Below are 20,494 nucleotides of genomic sequence, written 5' to 3'. Positions count from 1 at the left end.
CGCCGGTCAGTCGATCACACCGGTGAGCCCGAACTCGGTGAGCGTCTGAGCGGCGATCTCACGCAGCCGCGCCTTGGAGTTCTCCCCGCCGTCCTGATAGGCCTCGACCGAAATCGTGATCTTGCCGTTGATCCGGCCGGACACCACGACCAGCTGCCCATGTGACCGCTTCATCTCGCGTTTCGTCACGTTCTGGTCCAGGGCGCGGATGAACACGTACTCGGCGTCCGTGCCGTCCAGCTGCCCGAGCTGCGGCGGCAGATCGCCGAGGTTCGAGCACGACACCGGCAGGTCGTCGGAGTAGGAGAACAGCAACTCGGCGACGACCTTGACCGCGCTCTTGGGCAGCCACGGGATCAGCGAGAGTAGCTCCATCGTGGGGTCGGTCTGGGCCTTGGCCGCCTCCCTGGCCACCTTGACCGCCGCCCGCGCCTCGGCCAGATCCACCGTCACCTTGGTCGGGTCGACCGTGGCGTTGGCGAACGCCATGGCCAGCGCCCGGTCGTCGTCGAGGCTCTCCCGCAGGTTGATCGCGATCACCAGGGTGACCGCACCGTCGCTGGCGCGCCGCCGGTCCAGGTGTTCGGCCAGCTTCGCCGCATACCCGGCGACCAATGAATAACTGTTTCCACCAAGGCTTTCCGCGCGGGCGTCCCACTCTTCTGCGTCGACGTAGACCGCCACCGAGGGCACCGTGACGGTCTGGTCGAGATCGGGCGCGGTCTCGGCCGCCCTGGTCGCCCGCGACCGGGCCAGATCCTTACGCTTGCCGCGATACAGCTTGGCGGCCTTGACCAGGGTGCGGCCCGCCTCGGGCAGGTCGCGCACCGCCTGGCGCAGATCGGCTTTGATGGCGTTGCCGCGGGTGCGCGTGCCCGGCACGTCGTAGCCCATGTTGCGGACATTGCCGGTGATCGCCTCGAAGATCGCCAGCAGGGCGCCCACCCCGTCGCCGATGCAGTGCGAGCCGAACATGCTGATCGCGGTCGCGCCGTCGTCCAGCGGCTGCACCACCAGATACCAGCCGGGGCCGTGCTCGGGATCGATGTGCAGGGTGGCCAGCTCGTCAGCCCAGTCCATCAATTCCGAACGGGGACGCGACTTCTCGGCGAACCGGATCGGCGGCGGCGGGCCCACCGGGGCGACCCAGCGGGGGCGGCCGAACGGCAGCGGCGACGGCTCGATCAGCCGGCTGCCCAGCGAGGCGGTGAAGTTCTGGTTGAACCGGTTGAGCCCGTCGATGTCCACCGGATGCTCGTAGACCCAGACGCATTGCATGAGCTGGCTGCGGCCGGTCACCCGCATCAACTCGAACGCGGTCTGGTCGAGGTACTCGAGCCGATGCTCACGCGCCTCAGTGGTCACTGATCACACACCTCACTCGATCACGCCGGACAGGTCGAACTCGGCCAGGGTCTGGGTGATCACCTCACGTAACCGCGCGCGCGAGTTGTCGGCACCGGGCTGGCCGCTCATCACCGGCAGGATGACCTTTCCACCGAGCCGCATCGACGCCACGGTCATCAGCCCACCACGCTTCTCGAGCACCTCGCTGCTGAGATTACGGTCCACGCCGCGGAAGTAGAAACGCTCGGCCACCGTGCCGTCGACGCGCAGCAGATCGTCGGGCACGTCGCCGAGGTTCGAACACGACACCGGCACGTCGGCGGTGAAACCGAACGCCATGTCGGCGATCCGGCCCATCGCCGACTTGGGCAGGAACGGGATCAGCGGCAACAACTCGACCACCTCGTCGGGTGTCTGCCGCGCGGTGGTCAGCCCCTGCTTGATCGCCGCCCGAGCCCCGGACAGGTCGCTGGCCACCGGGTCCGGATCGAAGGTGACGTTGGCGATCGTCACCACGTTGCCGCCGGTGTCAGATGCATCCTCGCGCTCGCTGACCGGGATCATCAACGTCACCGCACCGTCACTCGCGCGGGTCCGGCCGACGTTCTGCGCCAGCTTGCCGGCGAATCCGGCGACCAGGGAGAAGTGATTGCCGCCGAGCTCTTCGGCCCGGCTGTCCCACTGCTCGATGTCGATGAGCGCCGTGGTGAACGCCGTCGTGACGTAGTCGCCGCTTCGGGCCGGCGCTGGCGCGGGCGCACCGGGACGGACCAGTTCGTCCTTGCGCCGCAGCGCGACCTTGACCGCTTTGACCAGCGTCCGCCCGATCTCGGGCAGGTCGGCGATCAGCTGGCGCAGATCCTCCAGGACGGCGCGGGTGCGGGAGCGGGAGCGCCGGGGCGGATAGTCCAGATCCTTGCCGTTGCCGTGCACCGCCGCGGCCACGGTGGCCACCGCGCCGGCGCCGTCGATCACGGTGTGGGACAACACCAGGCTGACGGCGCTGGTGCCGTCGGTGAACGACTGGACGCCCATCCGCCAGCACGGCCCGAACTCCGGATCGAGCGGCAGCTCCACCTGGTCGTGCGCCCAGTCGTAGAGCTCCTCACGCGGCCGGGGCCGTTCGGCGATGTCCAGCGGGGCCTGCGGGCCCGGCGCCGACACCCACCGGTGCCGACCGAACGGCAGCGGCGAGCGCTCGATCAGCCGCCCGATCAGCCCATGGCCGAAGTTCTGGTGGAAACGGCGGACACCGTCGAGATCCAGCGGATGCTCGTAGATCCACAAAACCTGCATGACGGCCTCTTGACCGGCACCGCGCAGTGCCAACAGCAACGCCTGGTCGGCGTAGGGCACCACATTGGCGGGTGCGGGGTGGCGATCCTCCCCCACCGCGGTCAGGCCGTCGTGACGGGCAAGCGCGACGACGAGACCAGTTCGGAGCGACCGTCGGCCACCCGCAGGTAGATGCACTTCATCAGTTCGACGAACTCGGCCACCGACTCGCGGGCGATCGGGTTGTCCGGGTACGCGACGGTGATGAACGTGCCGGTGCTGCGCCGGTTCACCCACATACCGACCTGATTGGCCGCCCCCAGATCGGTGTAGATGTGCCCGTTGAGCGCATACCACTGCGACATGATCACCGGGTTCAGCGGCGGCAGGCCCACGTCGAGGTAGGACAGCATCGGCACGCCGGGACCGGCAGGCCGGATGCGCGGCGTCTCCTCGGTCTGCGCCAGCTCGTAGACCCGCTCGATCGGCACGTTGGCCAGTGGCATCCCCGAGTCGAACGACTCTTGGGCGGCACGGGCGACCTCGGCGAAGTTGCGGGCGGCCACCGGCACCGACAGCGGAACCACACCGGTGAACCAGCCGGTCGTCATGAACTCCGCCGGGGTGCTGCGCGTGGTCGTCGGGGTGATCACGTAGTAGTTGTCGTCCCCGGTCAGCTGCCGGTGCGCGATCGCCGCGGCGGCGAACACGCCGCCGATGAAGCGGACACCAGCCGCGGTGCAGGCCGACTCGAAGCGGTCCGCCTCGTGGTCGTCCATCAGCTGCACGGTGAGCAGGTCGCCGGCGCAGTGCACCGACGGATCGCCCAGCGGCAGCGGGAACGTCGGCATGGTGCCGCCGTTGTTGTCGAGGAAGTCCAGCCAACCGCGCACATCGGCCGACTCCATGGTCAGCTGCTCGGTGTACTCGTGCTGACGCACGCAGTAGTCCTGGTAGCTGCCGGCATCCGGCAGCCGCAGCGGTGCACCACCGCCGGCCAGCGCCTCGTAGTTCATGTGCATCTCCACGAACAGCGCCATCATCAGCATCGCGTCGGCGTGCAGGTGGTCGACGCTGACGTAGAACGTGAAGTGGTCGGCACGCTGGATCACACCGAACCGGAAGCAATCCCATTCCAGCGGGCTCGGGGTGTCGAGCACATGCTTCTTCCACTGCGCCGAGTTCATCTCACCGTGCTTGGTGGCGACGAACTGGATGTCGTTCGGGTTCTCGACGGTGTGCCGGACGATCTGGTCGGCGTCATCGAACTCGAACCAGCTGTGGTAGGTGTCGTGCCGGCGCAGGTAGGCGTTGATGACGTAGGTCATCGCCCGGACGTCGCACTTGCCCGGCATGTTCCACGCCGGGATCAGCAGCCGCGCCATCTCCAGCCCGTTGGCGGTGTGGTTGCGGTAACTGCGGATGTGCTGACCCTGCTGATAGCTCGCAGGCACCTCGCTGGCCGGCGCGTCCTGAACCTTCTTCAGGCATGCCGGCGACGGGCTCCAGGACACGACCGAACCCGGCGCGTCAACCCAGTCATGGATTGCTGTGAGTGCAACCACCGTCAAATTCCCCTATCGACCCTAAATAATCAGCGCGCTGACGTGATGACGCCGGACAACGTTTCGCACAAGCTCTCGGCCAGCGACCGGACAGTCGTTATGTCCATCGATCGGACGCGTATTCCCGTTTCAGTTTCGATACGGGTTCGCAGCTCGAGATTCCCCAACGAGTCCAAACCGTACTCCGAAATCGGCCGGTCCGGATCGATGGAACGACGCAGGATGAGGCTGAGCTGCTCCGATACCAGCCGGCGCACCCGCGTCGGCCACTCGTCCCGCGGCAGGTCATGCAGCTCCGCGCGGAAGCTGCTGGTGTCGGCCTGGCGGTCGCCGCTGGCCTGGAACGCCTCGGCGAACGGGCTGCGGGCGGCCAGATCGGTCAGCCACGGCGTCCCGATGACCGGCGCGTACCCCGAATAGGCGCGATCGTGGCGCAGCAGCGCCTCGAACGCGTGCGCGCCCTCGTCCGGGCTGATCATCGCCGTGTCGCCCGCGGCGGCCAGGTGCTTGCCCGCACCGATCTCGTCCCACGCCGCCCAGGCGATCGCCGTGGCGGGCAGGCCCTGCGACCGGCGCCAGTGGGTGAATCCGTCCAGCCAGCTGTTGGCGGCGGCGTAGGCGCCCTGGCCCGGCGAGCCCATCAGGGCTGCCGCCGAGCTGAACGAGCAGAACCAGTCCAGCGGCTGTGCCGTGGTGGCCCGGTGCAGGTGCCAGGCGCCGTAGACCTTCGGAGCCCAGTCCCGGTCGATCAGCTCATCGCTGATGTTGGTCAGGATGGCGTCCTCGACGACGGCGGCGGCATGCAGCACGCCGCGCACGGCCAGGCCGGTCGCGGTGGCCGCGGCCACCAGCCGATCGACGGTCTCCGACAGCGCGATATCGCCGCTGACGACCTCGACCTCGGTGCCGGCCGCCCGCATCCGGGCGATCTCCGCCAGCGCCTCGGCCTTCGGCTCCGAGCGTGAGTTCAGCACGATCCGGCCGCAGCCGGCCGCGGACATCTTCGAGGCCAGGAACAAACCGAGCCCGCCCAGGCCACCGGTGATGATGTAGGAGCCGTCGCGGCGGAACACCTTGGCCTGCTGCGGCGGCACCACCACATTGCTGTGGCCCACCTTGGGCACCGAGAGCAGCAGCTTGCCGGTGTGCTCGGCGGCACCCATCACCCGGATCGCGGTGGCCGCGTCGGCCAGCGGGTAGTGCGTGGTCTCCGGTTGCGGCAGCACACCGTCGGCGGTCAGCCGGTACACCGTGTTCAGCAGTTCGCGGATGTGCTCGGGGTGGGTGGTCGCCATCAGGGCCAGGTCGACACCGTAGAAGGACAGGTTCTTGCGGAACGGGAACAACCCGAGGCGGGTGTCGCCATAGATGTCCTTCTTGCCGATCTCGACGAAGCGTCCGCCGAAGGCCAGGATGTCGACGCCGGCCCGCTGCGACGCCCCGGTCAGCGAGTTCAGCACGATGTCCACGCCGTAGCCGTCGGTGTCGCGCCGGATCTCCTCGGCGAACGCAGCGCTGCGCGAGTCGTAGACATGCGTGATGCCCATGCCGCGCAGGATGTCGCGGCGCTCCTCGGTGCCTGCGGTCGCGAAGATCTCCGCGCCGACGTGGCGGGCGATCGCAATCGCCGCCTGGCCCACGCCACCGGTGGCGGAATGGATCAGCACCTTGTCGCCGGCCTTGATCTTGGCCAGGTCGACCAGGCTGTGCCAGGCGGTCGCCGAGGCGGTGGACACCGCCGCGGCCTGGTCGTCGCGCAGGCCGGACGGCAGAGTCACGGCCACGTCGGCGTCACAGGTCACGAACGTGCCCCAGCAGCCGTTGGGCGACATGCCGCCCACGTGGTCGCCCACCCGGTGCGAGGTGACGTCGGGGCCGACCGCGGTGACCACACCGGCGAAGTCGATGCCCAGCTGCGGGTTCAGGCCCTCGAAGCTCGGGTAGCGACCGAACGCCAGCAGCACGTCGGCGAAGTTCAGGCTCGACGCGGTGACCGCGACCTCGATCTGACCGGGGCCCGGCGGGATGCGGTCGAACGCCGCCAGTTCCAGGGTCTGCATGTCGCCCGGGGTGCGGATCTCCAGGCGCATGCCGTCGCGGGAGTGGTCGACGACCGTGGTGTAGCGCTCGTCGGGCCGCAGCGGGCTCGGGTAGAGATGCGCGGTGTACCACTCCCCGTGCCGGAACGCGGTCTCGTCCTCTTCCGCGCCGTTGAGCAGCACGCGCGCCACCAGCTTGGGATCGACGTTGTCGTCGACGTCGATCTGGGTGGGCCGCAGCTGCGGGTATTCGGCGCCGACCACGCGCAGCAGGCCGCGCAGACCGGCCTGCTCGAGGTTGGGCCGGTCGTCGGCGAGGACCGTCTGCGCGTTGCGGGTGATCACGTACAGCCGCGGCGGGTCGCCGGCGACGTCGGCCAGCTCGCGCGCGACGCGCACCAGGTGGCGAACGTGCTCTCCCCCGCGATGCGGCAGCTGCTCCTCGGGGCAGCCGGTGCGGGCCGCGCTGATCACGACGACGTTGTCGAAGCCGCCCCCGGCGAAGTAGGACGCGAGCCGCTCGGCGTTGCCGGCGTGGTCGGCCTGCTGCGGCCACGACATCGTGGTCACGTCGGCGTCGTTGAGCTTCAACGAGTCGGTCAGCGCCGAGGACAGCAGGTCCGCGGCGTCCGAGGTGCTGACCACCAGCCAAGTCGCCGGGTTGGTGTGGGCGATCTCGGCGACGTCGTGCTGGCGCCACTCGATGCCGAGCAGCCGCTCGTTGAGCACCCGGTCACCCTCGTGGTCTTCGGACATGCCGCTGCCCATCCGCAGACCCGCCACGGTGAACAGCACGGTGCCGTAGTCGTCGAGCAGGTCGATGTCGGCCTGGACCGAGGAGCCGTCGAGCGAAGTGATCCGGGTCAGGCAGTAGCGGGCGTTGCGGGTCGGGCCGTGCACCCGCAGGCGGTCCACGCCGAGCGGCAACAGCAGGCCGCCGGTGCCGGAGGCCTGGACTCCCGGATGCGCGGCGACCGACTGGAAGCAGGCGTCCAGCAGCGCCGGGTGGACGCCGTAGGAGGTCTGCTGGTTGCGGATCGAGGTGGGCAGGCCGATCTCGGCGAGCACGGTGTCGGCGTCCTCGTCGGCGGCGTTGACCGCCTGCAGCGCGGTGAAGGCCGGGCCGAACTGCACGCCGCGGCCGTCGAACCACTGCCGGACCCCGTCACCGTCGGCGCGGTTCGGGTGGGCGTCGCGCAGCGCGTCCATGTCGTAGGCGGGCCGCTGCTCGGCGGGCTCACCCGCGCGCAGCACCGCGCTGGCGCGCTGCTCACGCTCACCGTCGGTGTCGGTCTCCACCACGAACTGCAGCACCCCGGGCGCTTCGGCGGCCGCAACCGCGCTGACCGGGGTCAGATCCTTGAGCAGCAGCATCGCGTCGAAGGTGACGTCGCGGACCTCGGCGTCGTCGCCGAATACGGTGCGCGCCGCGGCCAGCGCCATCTCGCAATAAGCCGCACCGGGCAGCGCGGCGACGTTGTTGATCTGGTGGTCGACCAGCCACGGATGCGCGGCGGTGCCGACCTCGGCCGCCCAGGCGTGCCGCTCGGGTTCCTCCAGCAGCCGCACATGCGAGCCCAGCAGGGGGTGGGCGGCGACCAGGTGCGTGCCGCGCGCCTGCTGGTCGATTCCGTCGGCGATCAGGATCAGGTCGCGGTGGGTCCAGGTGGGCAGCGGCGCATCGACCAGCCGGCCGACCGGGTACAGCACCGAGAAGTCCACCTCTGCGCCTGCGGCGTACAGATCGCCGAGGAAATCGCCGAGGCCGTTGGGGACCTCCTGGCCGCGCCGCATGCCGGCCAGCGCCGCGACGGAGATGTCCAGGGTGCCCGCGGTCTGGTCGACGGCGCGGGTCAGCAGCGGGTGCGGGGACAGTTCGCCGAACACCCGGAAGCCGTCCTCGAGCGCGGTCTGCACAGCGGCCGCGAACCGGACGGTGTGGCGCAGGTTGTCCACCCAGTAGTCGGCATCGCAGTACGGCTGCTCACGGGGGTCGAAGGAGGTCGCCGAGTAGTACGGCACCTCGGGGGCCAGCGGGCTCAGGTCGGACAGCATCTCGGCGAGTTCGTCGAGGATCGGGTCGACCTGCGGCGAGTGCGACGCGACGTCGACGTTGACCTCGCGGGCCATGATCTCGCGCTGCTCCCAGCCGGCGACGATCGCGCGGACGGTGTCGGTGGCGCCGCCGATCACGGTCGACTTGGGCGAGGCCACGACGGCGACGACGACGTCTTCGATGCCGTGGCGCTCGAGTTCTTCGCGCACCTGCTGGGCCGGCATCTCGACCGACGCCATCGCGCCACCGCCGGCCAGGCGCAGGCACAGCAGCGAGCGGCGGCAGATGACCTTGACACCGTCTTCGAGCGACAGCGCCCCGGAGACCACGGCGGCGGCGACCTCGCCGAGCGAGTGGCCGATGACCGCACCCGGCTTGACGCCGTACGACATCATCGTGGCGGCCATCGCCACCTGGACGGCGAAGATGGCCGGCTGAACCTTGTGGATGCCCTCGACGGTCTCCGCGGCGGTGATCGCCTCGGTGACCGAGAAGTCGGATTCGGCCATGATCAGCGGCTCGATCTCGGCGATCTTGGCGGCGAAGACCGGTTCGGTGGCCAGCAGGCCGGTGCCCATGGAGGCCCACTGCGAGCCCTGCCCGGAGAAGATCCACACCGGGCCGCGGTCGTCGTGGCCGACGGCCGGCTGGAACGGCTCGTCGCCGTCGGCGACCTCGCGCAGCCGCTCGATCAGTGCGTCGCGGTCCTGCGCGATCACCGAAGTGCGCACCGGGCGGTGCCCGCGCCTGCGGGTCAGCGTGTAGCCCAGGTCCGGCAACGACAGCTCGTCACCGGCATCCTGGACCCAGTCGGCCAGGCGGGCCGCGGTGCGGCGCAGTTCCTCGACGGAGGTGGAGCACACCGGGAACAGCTGCAGATCCGTGGCCGCGGCGCCGGCCTTGTCGGCGTCGACGACCACGGGCGCTTCGGGAGCCTGCTCGAGGATGGCGTGGACGTTGGTGCCCGACATGCCGTAGGAGGAGACGCCCGCACGCCGCGGCGTGCCGTCTTCGCGGGCCGGCCACGGGGTGTTCTCGGTCGGGATGAACATCCCGGTCTTGACCTTGGCCAGTTTCTCCGGCAGCCGGTTGAAGTGCAGGTTCTGCGGGATCACACCGTGGTGGACGGCGAGCACGGCCTTCATCAGGCCCAGCACGCCCGCCGCGGATTCGGCGTGGCCGAAGTTGCTCTTGACCGACGTCAGCGCGGTGGGGCCGGCGTGGCCGTAGACGGTGGAGATGCTGTTGAACTCGATGCCGTCGCCCACCGGGGTGCCGGTGCCGTGCGCTTCGACCATGCCGACCGTGTCGGCGTCGACGCCGGCGGCGGCGAGCGCGGCCTGGAACACCGACACCTGGGCGTGCCGCGACGGGGTGAGGATGTTCTCGGTGCGGCCGTCCTGGTTGGACGCGGTGCTCTTGATGACGGCCAGGACCCGGTCACCGTCGCGCTGGGCGTCGTCGAGCCGCTTGAGCACCACGATGCCGCAGCCCTCGGCACGGACGAAGCCGTCGGCGGCGACGTCGAAGGAGTGGCAGCGTCCGGTCGGCGAGAGCATGCCCTGCCCCGACGACGACGCGTACAGCCGCTGGTCGAGCATCAGCATCACACCGCCGGCCAGCGCCATGTCGCTTTCGCCCTCGTGCAGGCTGCGGCAGGCCTGGTGCACCGCGACCAGGCTCGAGGAGCAGGCCGTGTCGGTGGTCAGCGCGGGGCCGTGCAGGCCGAGCGCGTGCGAGATGCGACCCGAGGCCATCGAGAACGGGTTGCCGGTGAAGGCGTAGGCCTGGTCGAAGGCCCCGGCGTCGCTGGTGACCATCGCATAGTCGTCGTGGGACATCCCGATGAAGACCCCGGTCGAGGTGCCCGACAGCGAGGACGGGGTGAAGCCGGCCTGCTCGGTGGCCTCCCAGCAGGTCTCCAGCAGCACGCGGTGCTGCGGGTCCATCGCGGTGGCCTCGCGCTCGTTGATGCCGAAGAAGTCGGGGTCGAAGCCGGTCGCGTCGTCGATGAAGGCGCCCCACTTCGACACCGAGCGGCCGGGCACGCCGGGCTCGGGGTCGTAGAGGTCGTCGGCGTCCCACCGGTCGGCGGGAACCTCGGTGACCAGATCGGCGCCCTCGAGCAATGCCGCCCACAGCTTGTGCGGCGAGTCGATGCCACCGGGCAACCGGCAGGCCATGCCGACAACTGCGATGGGGGTGACAGATGTCTGACGCACGTCCGCTCACACCTCACTTCTTGACACTGGACAAGGCAACCCGTCCCGGTAATGCGGCTGAAGCCACCGAGTCGAAGTTGCCAATGTGCTCGGTAGCCTAGCTGTTTTTCGCTAAGACCGCGAGAAATGTCGCATGTTTTTGATTAGGGATTGGGCAATACGACGGTACCGGGCAGCGTTCTCGCCGGTCGGCCGCTTATCCGATAGCTGGGGACCGCTCCGAAGTTCCCGTTGAGATCGTCGCCGCGCCGCGGTCGCACCACACAGAAATCGCCTTGAACAGGATCAATGTGGACACGTCTGCTCCAACACGGCGACCCGGATGGCTTCCGACGCCCGGCGAGTCGAGGCCGAGCGGGAGTTGCAGGGTGTTTACCATCGCGGTTCCAACACAAATTGGTATCGATGTCGTTATAGCAAATTATGAAATCGGACGCCTTCATTATTTCGCGCTCCCCGCCGAAAATGGGTTTATCACCACTTTGAAATACCGCTCGATCGCACCGCAACCGCGCCGCGAGAGGTTCCTGGCGGCTCAATCATCCTGAGAGTTTCCGCAACCATCTTTTAGGGTCTGGCAAGCCGATAGCCTGCAGTTATCCCCGGCGCACACAGGAGATGGCTACTAACCTGAGAGTAGGCTGAGATTTAATTGCCCGAACAGCCTCAAACGTGATCCAAACCACATTCCCGGCGTCATGCAGACGCTGATTACCCGTTCCCTGATATTTCACGCGCCGAGTCAGCAAACGCGACAGGATAAATGACCGGCTATTAGCCGATAATTGGCGAACTTTCCCCGGAAAGGGAACTCCCGGACGGTTCAGCGTCGCCTCGGTGACATTTGTCACCCCTTTACCGGCGCCTTGTGAACTCCCTGTGAAAGTTTGCTGGAGGCCCGAAACGGCGCATCTGGCCAGGTCGGCGGCGGTACCCGACGACACCGCGACCAGGCATGATGCCGACAGACGGGTATGCGGGCAAGGTTTCGGCCCGGGTGGTCGGAAGGGCAGCTACCCCGCGACGACCCCGGGCCGCTGATGGCCGAACCGCGCGCCGAATTCGGCGACCGGGACGAAGCCGTGTCGGCGGGCCGAGGCGGCGCCGCGCCGGATCAGCGCCGCGGTGGTGACGAAACCGGCCTGATCGGCGACCACGAACGGGGTCAGCAACCGGTTGTGGACGAACGAGAACGACAAGCCGGCCTCCGGGATCGCCCAGCCGAGCGAACCGCCGAGCCCGACATGGCCGAACCCGGGCAGCACCCCGGGGATGGGCAGCGCGTGATAGCCGAGGTGGAAGCCCAGCGGCAGGATCAGGTTGCGGTCCGGGGTCAGGTTGCGCCGGCCGGTGAGGCCCGCGACCAGCTCCGACGACAGGTAGCGCCGTCCGTCGATCTCGCCACCGTTGGCAATGGCCCCATACATCCGGGCCAGGCTGCGCGCCGTCGCCACCCCGTTGGCCGCGGGCAGCTCGCTGTCCAGCAGCGGCATGGCGCCCTGGACCGTGGAGCGCATACCGGGGAAGTACATGGAACCGAAGATCGCCGACATCTCCAGCGCCGCGATCCGCGGCGCGATGGTGTTGAAGACGGGATTCGGGAGGTTGCGCTGCGGCCCGATGATGCTGGCGGCGCGGGTCGGCGCGCCGGCCGGCGGCCGGCCCAGATGGATCCCGTCCGTGTCGAGCGGCTCGGCCACTTCGGTGCGAATCAGTTCCCGCATCCCGGTACCGGTGACCGCGCGGGCCAGGCCGGACAGCAGCCAGCCGTAGGTCAGCGCGTGATAGGCGGGCTTACCGAAGTACCGGCCGACCGGAGCTGCGGCGATACGGTCCTCCATGACCAGGTGGTCGAGGAGGTCTCGGCTGCGGACCCCGCGCAGGTGTGCGAGCCCCGCGCGGTGCTGCATCACCTCGCGAACGGTGATGTTCGCCTTACCGTTGGCACCGAACTCCGGCCAGTACTCCGCCACCGGGGCGTCGTAGTCGATCAGGCCGCGGTCGACGAGGCGGTGGATGACCGTGGAGGCGACGCCCTTGGTCGCCGAGAACACCATGGCGCCGGTGTCGGCCGACCAGTGTTGCCGTCCGCGCCGGTCCGACCACCCGGTCCACACATCGACCACCGGCTGACCGTCGAGATACACGGCGAGCGCTCCGCCGCCGAAGCGCGGGTGCGGGAACATCGCCGCGAAGTTGCGCAACGCGAGCGCGAAGTTCGGGTCGGCGGCGCCCTGCAGCCCATGGGGCAGGGTGTCGCGTCGGCGCGTCGCCTGAGTCACAGAGAGGAATTTAACGGGTCTAAGCACATCTGCAGCAAATTGTTGCCAAACCGTTAACTTGATTGTCGGACTGTCAGGTTGACTGCTCGGCCACGGCCAGGATTCGCTGCGCGGCCAGCGCCGGGGTGAGCTCGCCGTCGCGGACCGCGCGCTCGATCTCGGCCCGCTCGGCGCGCACGGCCGGATGGCTCAGCACCCGGTCGAGGACGGCGTCGCGCACCATCGACCATGTCCAGTCCACCTGCTGCCTGCGCCTGCGGGCGTCGAACTCGCCGGCTTCCGACAGCACGTTGCGGTGCGCCAGCACCGTGTCCCACAGCTCCCGTAAGCCGGTACCCTCAAGCGCGCTCATGGTCAAAACTGGTGGACGCCAAAGTGTTTCGCGTGGATAGATCAGCCTGATCGCGGCCGACAGCTCGCGCGCGGCGGCCTTGGCCTCGATGGCGTGGGCGCCGTCGGCCTTGTTGACCACGACGATGTCGGCGAGCTCGAGGACACCCTTCTTGATGCCCTGCAGCTGGTCGCCGGTGCGGGCCAGCGTGAGGAAGACGAAGGTGTCCACCATGTTGGCGACTGCCACCTCGGACTGTCCTACCCCGACCGTTTCCACCAGGATCACGTCGAATCCGGCGGCCTCGGCCAGCACGATCGACTCCCGGGTCGCCTTTGCCACGCCGCCGAGGGTTCCCGACGTCGGCGAGGGGCGGATGTACGCGTCCGGGTGCACGGCAAGCTTCGCCATCCGGGTTTTGTCCCCCAGGATCGACCCACCTGTGCGGGTGGACGACGGGTCGACGGCGAGCACGGCCACCCGGTGGCCGGCCTCGATGAGGAACATGCCCAGTGCCTCGATGGTGGTCGACTTCCCCACCCCGGGCACGCCGGTGATACCGACGTGCAGGGCCCGGCCCGCGTCTGGCATCAACTCCAGCAGCAACTGCTGAGCCTGATCGCGGTGGTCGGCGCGGGTCGATTCCACCAGGGTGATGGCCCGCGACAGCGCCGCACGATCGCCGCCTCGGATCGCCTCGGCCAGTGCGGTGACGTCGGCGGGCATCAGGTGAGGTCGTACCCGAGCCGCTCGGCGAGCTTGTGCAGCAGATCCACCGCCGCGTCGGCGATGACCGTGCCCGGCGGGAAGATCGCGGTGGCACCGGCGGCGTAGAGCTCGTCGAAGTCGCCGGGCGGGATCACCCCGCCGACGACCACCATGATGTCGGGACGGCCCACCTCGGCGAGCGCGTCGCGCAGCGCCGGAACCAAAGTCAGGTGCCCGGCGGCCAGCGACGACACCCCCACGACGTGGACGTCGTTGTCGGCAGCCTGGCGGGCGACCTCCTCCGGCGTGGAGAACAACGAACCCACGTCGACGTCGAAGCCGATGTCGGCGAACGCGGTGGCGATCACCTTCTGTCCCCGGTCGTGACCGTCCTGGCCCATCTTGGCCACCAGGATGCGCGGCCGCCGACCGTCGGCTTCGGCGAACTTCTCCACCAATTCGGTTGCGGCACTCACGTTCTGGGCCTTTCCGACCTCGTCGCGGTACACCCCGGCGATGGTGCGGATCTCGGCCTGATGCCTGCCGTACACCGCCTCGAGGGCGTCGGAGATCTCCCCGAGGGTGGCCTTGGCCCGCGCGGCGTTGATGGCCAGCGCCAGCAGGTTGTTGCCCAGTCCGTCCTCCCCCGCCGTGCCGGTGACGCCGGCGGCGCGGGACAGTTCGGCGAGTGCGGATTGGCAGGCGGCCTCGTCACGCTCGGCGCGGAGTTGCTTCAATTTGGCCAGCTGCTCGGCGCGGACCCGGCTGTTCTCGACCTTGAGGACCTCGATGTCCTGATCCTCGGCCACCTGGTACTTGTTCACCCCGATCAACGGCTGGGCGCCGGAGTCGATGCGCGCCTGCGTGCGTGCGGCCGCCTCTTCGATGCGCAGCTTCGGAATGCCGTCGCTGATCGCCTGTGCCATGCCGCCGTGCGCGCCCACCTCGGCGATGTGCGCGCGGGCCTTCTCGGCGAGCTGATGGGTCAGCCACTCCACGTAGTAGGAGCCGCCCCAGGGATCGATCGGACGGGTGGTGCCCGACTCCTGCTGCAACAGCAGCTGCGTGTTGCGGGCGATGCGCGCCGAGAAATCGGTGGGCAGCGCCAGCGCCTCGTCGAGGGCGTTGGTGTGCAGCGACTGGGTGTGGCCCTGCGTGGCCGCCATCGCCTCCACGCAGGTCCTGGCGACGTTGTTGAACACATCCTGAGCGGTCAGCGACCAGCCGGAGGTCTGCGAATGCGTGCGCAGGGACAGCGATTTGGGATTCTTGGCACCGAACTCGGCGACCAGTTCACTCCACAGCAGCCGGCCGGCCCGCAGCTTGGCGACCTCCATGAAAAAGTTCATCCCGATGCCCCAGAAGAACGACAGCCGCGGGGCGAACGTGTCGACGTCCAGGCCGGCGTCCCGGCCGGCCTTGAGGTACTCCACCCCGTCGGCCAGCGTGTAGGCGAGCTCGAGATCGGCTGTGGCACCGGCTTCCTGGATGTGGTAGCCGGAGATCGAGATCGAGTTGAACTTCGGCATCTTGGCGCTGGTGTAGCCGAAGATGTCGGAGATGATCCGCATCGACGGCTTCGGCGGATAGATGTAGGTGTTGCGGACCATGAACTCTTTGAGGATGTCGTTCTGGATGGTCCCGGCCAGCTTCTCCGGCGGCACACCCTGCTCCTCGGCCGCCACCACGTACAGCGCCAGGATCGGCAGCACAGCCCCGTTCATGGTCATCGAGACACTCACGGTGGACAGATCGATGCCGTCGAAGAGCTGGCGCATGTCCAGGATCGAGTCGATGGCCACGCCCGCCATGCCGACGTCACCGGCGACCCGGGGATGGTCGGAGTCGTAGCCGCGGTGGGTGGCCAGATCGAAGGCCACCGACAGGCCCTTCTGGCCGGCCGCGAGGTTGCGCCGGTAGAAGGCATTGGATTCGGCGGCGGTGGAGAACCCGGCGTACTGCCGGATGGTCCACGGCTGGTTGACATACATCGTCGGGTAGGGCCCACGGATGAACGGCGGCTCGCCGGGGAAGCTGTCCAGCGGATAGCCGGCGGCGACGACGGCGTCACGGTCGGCACCGGTATAGACCGGCTTGACGGCGATGCCCTCGGGGGTCTGCCAGTCCAGCTGCTCGGCGGTGTAGCCGTGTGCGGCCGCGGCGGCGGCGACCCGCTCGGCGACGGCCGCCTCGGTGGGCGGGGCCACCGGACGCTGCCCACGCAGCGGGACGTCGGCAAAGCTGGGCACGAGTGCGACATCGGACTGAGTCATATCAGGCCCCCAATCGGGTGAGCAGGGACGAAAGAGCTTCGACCGCATCGATTTTCGCGGTCAGATAACCGTCCGGCCGGCCATCCGCCGGGACGTCGGCGACGGCTTTCTCCGGACCGGCGAGCAGGATCTGGTCCAGCCCGGCGGCCCGGGCGGCCGCCACCACCGCGGCGGCGTCGGTGCCGTAGCGGGCGTCGGTGCCACAGATCACCGCCACCGACGCCCCGGCATCGGCGATCGCGGCGGCTGTTCCGGCGGCGTCGACGGTGCCCGGATTGACCGCCTCGATGCCGCCGGAGGCCAGCAGGTTGGCCGCGAACGTCGCCCGGATGTTGTTCTCGGCCAGCGGTCCCAGCGGCAGCAGCAGGACGACCGGGCGGGACCCGGTGCGCTCCAGATAGGCATCCGAGCGGTCCCGCAGCGCCTCGAAACCGGCGGCGTAGCGGCGCACGGTGTCCGACGAGTCATAGTGCGGCAGCGGGGGTTCGGTCAGGTTGGGGAACTCATTGACGCCTGTCACCGCGGTGCGGCGGTGGGCGATGTCCTCGGCGCGTTGTGCCCGCACCTGCTCGATCTGCTCGGCGACATGCTCGCGTGCCGCGGTGAAACCGCCGCGGGCTTCGATGTCCTGGAAGTGCGACCAGGCCTGGGCGGCAAGGCGATCGGTGAGATCCTCGACGTACCAGGAACCGCCCGCGGGGTCCAGCACCCGGCCGATGTGGGACTCCTCGAGCAGCAGCAGCTGGGTGTTGCGTGCGATGCGGCGGGCGAAACCCGGGCTGATGCCGGGGAACCCGCTCGGGATCGCCACGTCGAACGGCTGCACCGCCACGGTGTCCGCTCCCCCGACGCCGGCGCCGAACGCGGCCAGCGTGGTGCGCAGCATGTTCACCCAGGGGTCGCGCTGCGTCATCATCGGCAGCGAGGTGACTGCGTGCACCGTCGCGGCCCCGGCCTCGGGCTGTCCGAGCACGTCGGCGACCCGGGCCCAGAGTTGGCGGGCTGCGCGGAATTTCGCGATCGTCATGAACTGGTCGTCGTCGGCCACCAGCCGGAAGCTGATCTGGCGCACCGCGTCGGCCACCTCGATACCGGCGTCGACCAGGGCGCGCACATAGTCGACGGCGGCGCCCAGCGCCCCGGCCAGCTCCCATGCGGCGTTGGCGCCGCGGTTGTGGAACGCCGGGCCGTCGACGGTGATCGCGCGTACCCCGGCGGTGCCGGCCAGACCCGTCGCGACGCGGGTCAGCTCGTCGAGTTCCGGTGCGGCGAAGCCGCTGAGCGGTGCGGTGAGCGGGTCGGCACCAAGATCGATCGACAGTCCAGTTTCCCGGGTCGCTTCGCTCCTGCCCGCCGATATCGCGCGCTGGGCGTCGTCGGCGCCGGCGACCAGGGCCAGCACCGCCTCGGCGGCGGCGGCAAAGCGCGCCCCGGCATCGAGGATCACCGGTGCGAGCTCGAGGTAGACCCCCTCCAGCAGCCGGTCCAGGTCCGCGGCGGGCACCCCGGACTCGCCGACGCGCAGCACCAGCGCGCTGACCCCGTCGGCGAGGGCGGCCAGCACGGCGGCATTGCCGTCGGCCACCGCGCCGCCGGGAGCCGGGAACACCTCGGCGACCTTCCAGCCGGCCAGCACGTCGCGGTGCGCATCGGCGCCGCGGACAAACGGCCAGTCGCCGGGCAGCGGCGGTTCGGGCAGCGCGTCGAGTCCGGTGTAGAGCGGCCGGATCGGGAAGCCCTCGTAGGTGGGCGATTCCAGCAGTGTCTCGGGCTCAGCGGGCAGATCCGCCGGATCTTTCCGGCTGCTCTTGGCCAGCACGCCGGCCACCGCCGTGCGCCAGCGGGCGCGGCTTGCCTCGATCTCTACTGACACCGGCAACTCCTGTTGTCGCAGCATTGGGGCAGCCGGTACCGGGACCAGCCATCAGACCATCAGGCTAAATGATCACGTCAGGCGTGACGTGGCCGACTACGGCTACCCGCCGGTAACCCGCGTCGCACTCGGCAACCCGTCGCATCGCGGGCCGTAACCTTGGTGAACGTGACATCGAAGGCCCGCAGCACGTGGCGCAGTGTGCGTAGCGCGGTGATCTCCACCGCGCGCCAGGTATCTCGGACGCGCCTGATCGTCACCGCGGTCGCCTCTGTGATTCTCGTCGCAGTCGTGGTGCTGGTGCCGTTGCCCACCGCGGTGCAGCTGCGGGATTGGGCGACGTCGTTGGGCGCCTGGTTCCCGTTGGCGTTCCTCGGCGCCCACATCGTGGTGACCGTGTTCCCGTTCCCGCGCACCGCATTCACGCTGGCCGCCGGTCTGTTGTTCGGGCCCGGCCTGGGCGTGGTGATCGCGGTGGCCGCCAGCACGGTGAGCGCGCTGATCGCGCTACTGCTGGTGCGGGCGCTGGGTTGGCAGTTCAGCAAGCTGGTCAGCCATCCGGCTCTGGAGTCGGTGGACGCGCGGCTGCGGGCCCGCGGCTGGCAGGCGATCTTCTCGCTGCGGATGATCCCGGCCGTGCCGTTCTCGGTGCTCAACTACGCCGCCGGCGCGTCCGCGGTGCGGGCGCTGCCGTACCTCGGCGCGACGCTGGCCGGACTGATCCCCGGCACCGCGGCGGTGGTCTTCCTCGGTGACGCGCTGACCGGCAACATCAGCCCGCTGCTGGTGCTGGTGTCGGTGTGTACCGCCGCCGTCGGCGTGGCCGGGCTGGTCTACGAGGTGCGCACGCACCGGCGTAAGCCCGCCGCCGACAACTAGGGGGCCCGGTGGGACCCCGGCGGCGCGATGGCATCCTGCGGCGGGATGACCGGCGCCGCGCCGACCACCGGCACCGACGCGCGGGCTTCGGCCTCGGCCCGGGCCACCGCCTGAGCGATCGCCGGGTCGGTCTTGGTGTCGAACCAGTCGGCGACCTCGTCGGCGTCGTCGTCGGCCTTGGCTGCGGTCTCGTCGACCGGTGAGGGCGTGTACCGGAACACCCCGTCCTCGCCGGGCGCGCCGAGCAGCTTGGTGAATCCCTGCAGCGCCGAACCGAAGTCGCTGGGCACCAGCCACACCTTGTTGGCTTCACCCTTGGCCATCTGCGGCAGCGTCTGCAGGTACTGGTAGGCCAACATCTCCGGGGTGGGCCGACCGGCCTTGATCGCGGCGAAGGTCTTCTCGATCGCCTTGGCCTGGCCCTGGGCCTGCAGGTAGGAGGCGGCTCGCTCGCCCTGGGCGCGCAGGATCCGGGACTGCCGGTCGGCCTCGGCCGCCAGGATCGCGGCCTGCTTGGCACCCTCGGCGGCCAGGATCTGGGCTTGCTTCTGCCCCTCGGCCTGCTTGATCGACGCCTCCCGGTTGCCCTCGGCGGTGAGGATCATCGCGCGCTTCTCGCGGTCGGCGCGCATCTGCTTTTCCATCGAGTCCTGGATGGACGGCGGCGGGTCGATGCTGCGCAGCTCCACCCGCGCCACCCGCAGCCCCCAGCGGCCGGTGGCCTCGTCGAGGACGCCGCGTAGCTGCCCGTTGATCTGGTCGCGGCTGGTCAGGGTCTGCTCCAGGGTCATGCCGCCGACCACGTTGCGCAGGGTGGTGGTGGTCAGTTGCTCGACACCGACGATGTAGTTGCTGATCTGGTACACCGCCGCCTGCGGGTTGGTGACCTGGAAATACACCACGGTGTCGATGTTGACGGTCAGGTTGTCCTCGGTGATCACCGGCTGCGGCGGGAACGACACCACCCGCTCGCGCAGGTCCACCCGGGCGCGGATCTTGTCGACGAACGGGACCAGCAGGGTCAGCTGCCCGGAGACCGTCTTGCTGTAGCGGCCCAGCCGCTCGATGACCGCCGCCTCGGCCTGCGGGATCAGCGCGATGGACTTGGCGACGACGATGATGGCGAACACCACCAGCACCGCGAGCAGGACCAGACCGGCGATGGCACCGTCCATGAAGGGTTCTCCTTACCCGTTTTTCCAGACGACCGCGGTGGCTCCGTCGATGTGCATGACGGTGACGTGGTCGCCCGGCTCGTAGACATCGTTGTCGTTGTAGGGGCGGGCCGTCCAGACCTCGCCGTCGAGCTTGACCTGGCCTTCGTGCTGCGCGACCCGATCGAGCACCAGCGCGCTGCGGCCCTCCAGCGCCTTGACCGGTTCGGGCAGGCCCTTGCCCGCGGTGAACTTACGTCGCAGCGCCGGGCGTACCAGCGCCACGAGCAGGACCGACACCACCAGGAAGACCAGCCCGTCGGCCCACACCGGTAGGTCGAGCAGCCAGCTCGAGCCGGCGGCGGCCAGGGCTCCGCCGGACAGCATCAGCAGGAACATGTCGCCCGTCAGTGCCTCGGCCCCGGCAAGGCCCAAGGCGAACACGAGCCAGATCAGCGCCGCGGGCATGTTCCCAGGGTACGCGGCAGAC

The 20,494-nt window shown here is 69.4% G+C and carries 12 protein-coding genes; 2 read left to right on the top strand and 10 right to left on the bottom strand.

Annotated features, from left to right (window positions below):
• Window positions 1-6: 6 nt before the first annotated feature.
• Genes MSZK_RS26115 through pks2 form a run of 4 tightly spaced genes read right to left on the bottom strand, consistent with a single transcriptional unit; the run spans window position 7 to window position 10,504 of the window.
• Window positions 7-1,365, bottom strand: a complete 1,359-nt coding sequence (locus tag MSZK_RS26115) for a hypothetical protein (RefSeq protein ID WP_099251433.1) — start codon at window positions 1,363-1,365, stop codon at window positions 7-9.
• Between the two features lie 12 nt (window positions 1,366-1,377).
• The gene (locus tag MSZK_RS26110; RefSeq protein WP_233211516.1) at window positions 1,378-2,739 is read right to left on the bottom strand and encodes a hypothetical protein; all 1,362 of its coding nucleotides are present in this window, start codon (window positions 2,737-2,739) and stop codon (window positions 1,378-1,380) included.
• 5 nt (window positions 2,740-2,744) lie between these two features.
• Window positions 2,745-4,187 carry a condensation domain-containing protein gene (locus MSZK_RS26105; protein WP_099251432.1) on the bottom strand — a complete coding sequence of 481 codons (1,443 nt, stop codon included), beginning with the start codon at window positions 4,185-4,187 and terminating at the stop codon, window positions 2,745-2,747.
• Window positions 4,188-4,216: 29 nt separating this feature from the next.
• On the bottom strand, window positions 4,217-10,504 hold the full coding sequence (gene pks2, locus MSZK_RS26100; RefSeq protein ID WP_099251431.1) for a type I polyketide synthase: 6,288 nt from the start codon (window positions 10,502-10,504) through the stop codon (window positions 4,217-4,219).
• Between the two features lie 368 nt (window positions 10,505-10,872).
• Between pks2 and MSZK_RS32160 the strand changes: the two genes are divergently transcribed.
• Complete coding sequence (locus tag MSZK_RS32160) at window positions 10,873-11,052, top strand: hypothetical protein (protein ID WP_142390010.1); 180 nt, start codon at window positions 10,873-10,875, stop codon at window positions 11,050-11,052.
• 465 nt (window positions 11,053-11,517) lie between these two features.
• Here MSZK_RS32160 and MSZK_RS26095 read toward each other — a convergent pair whose 3' ends face one another.
• From MSZK_RS26095 to mutA, 4 genes are all read right to left on the bottom strand, one after another.
• A complete protein-coding gene (locus tag MSZK_RS26095; RefSeq protein ID WP_199203495.1) occupies window positions 11,518-12,786 on the bottom strand; it encodes a serine hydrolase domain-containing protein in 1,269 nt (422 codons plus the stop codon).
• 73 nt (window positions 12,787-12,859) lie between these two features.
• Window positions 12,860-13,843: a methylmalonyl Co-A mutase-associated GTPase MeaB gene (gene meaB / locus MSZK_RS26090; protein WP_099251429.1), complete on the bottom strand. Its 984-nt coding sequence runs from the start codon at window positions 13,841-13,843 to the stop codon at window positions 12,860-12,862.
• Entirely contained in the window at window positions 13,843-16,098 is a 2,256-nt protein-coding gene (gene scpA / locus MSZK_RS26085; RefSeq protein ID WP_099251428.1) for a methylmalonyl-CoA mutase, read from the bottom strand. The genes meaB and scpA overlap by 1 nt, the downstream gene beginning before the upstream one ends.
• Window position 16,099: 1 nt before the next feature.
• Window positions 16,100-17,995, bottom strand: coding sequence for a methylmalonyl-CoA mutase small subunit (gene mutA, locus MSZK_RS26080; RefSeq protein WP_099251427.1), 1,896 nt, complete (start codon window positions 17,993-17,995; stop codon window positions 16,100-16,102).
• A 144-nt stretch (window positions 17,996-18,139) separates the two neighbouring features.
• On the opposite strand from mutA, the gene MSZK_RS26075 reads away from it, so the two are divergent.
• Complete coding sequence (locus tag MSZK_RS26075; protein ID WP_199203494.1) at window positions 18,140-18,850, top strand: TVP38/TMEM64 family protein; 711 nt, start codon at window positions 18,140-18,142, stop codon at window positions 18,848-18,850.
• Here MSZK_RS26075 and MSZK_RS26070 read toward each other — a convergent pair.
• Together MSZK_RS26070 and MSZK_RS26065 are read right to left on the bottom strand one after the other, a co-directional pair.
• The gene (locus tag MSZK_RS26070; protein ID WP_099251425.1) at window positions 18,847-20,025 is read right to left on the bottom strand and encodes an SPFH domain-containing protein; all 1,179 of its coding nucleotides are present in this window, start codon (window positions 20,023-20,025) and stop codon (window positions 18,847-18,849) included. The two genes, MSZK_RS26075 and MSZK_RS26070, sit on opposite strands and share 4 nt — an antisense overlap.
• A gap of 12 nt (window positions 20,026-20,037) precedes the next feature.
• The gene (locus tag MSZK_RS26065; RefSeq protein WP_099251424.1) at window positions 20,038-20,472 is read right to left on the bottom strand and encodes an NfeD family protein; all 435 of its coding nucleotides are present in this window, start codon (window positions 20,470-20,472) and stop codon (window positions 20,038-20,040) included.
• Window positions 20,473-20,494: the final 22 nt, after the last annotated feature.

The organism is Mycobacterium sp. shizuoka-1, assembly GCF_002723835.1.
GTDB lineage: Bacteria > Actinomycetota > Actinomycetes > Mycobacteriales > Mycobacteriaceae > Mycobacterium.
Note: the sequence above shows the minus strand (reverse complement) of the source record. Positions and strands in the feature narration are given on the sequence as shown.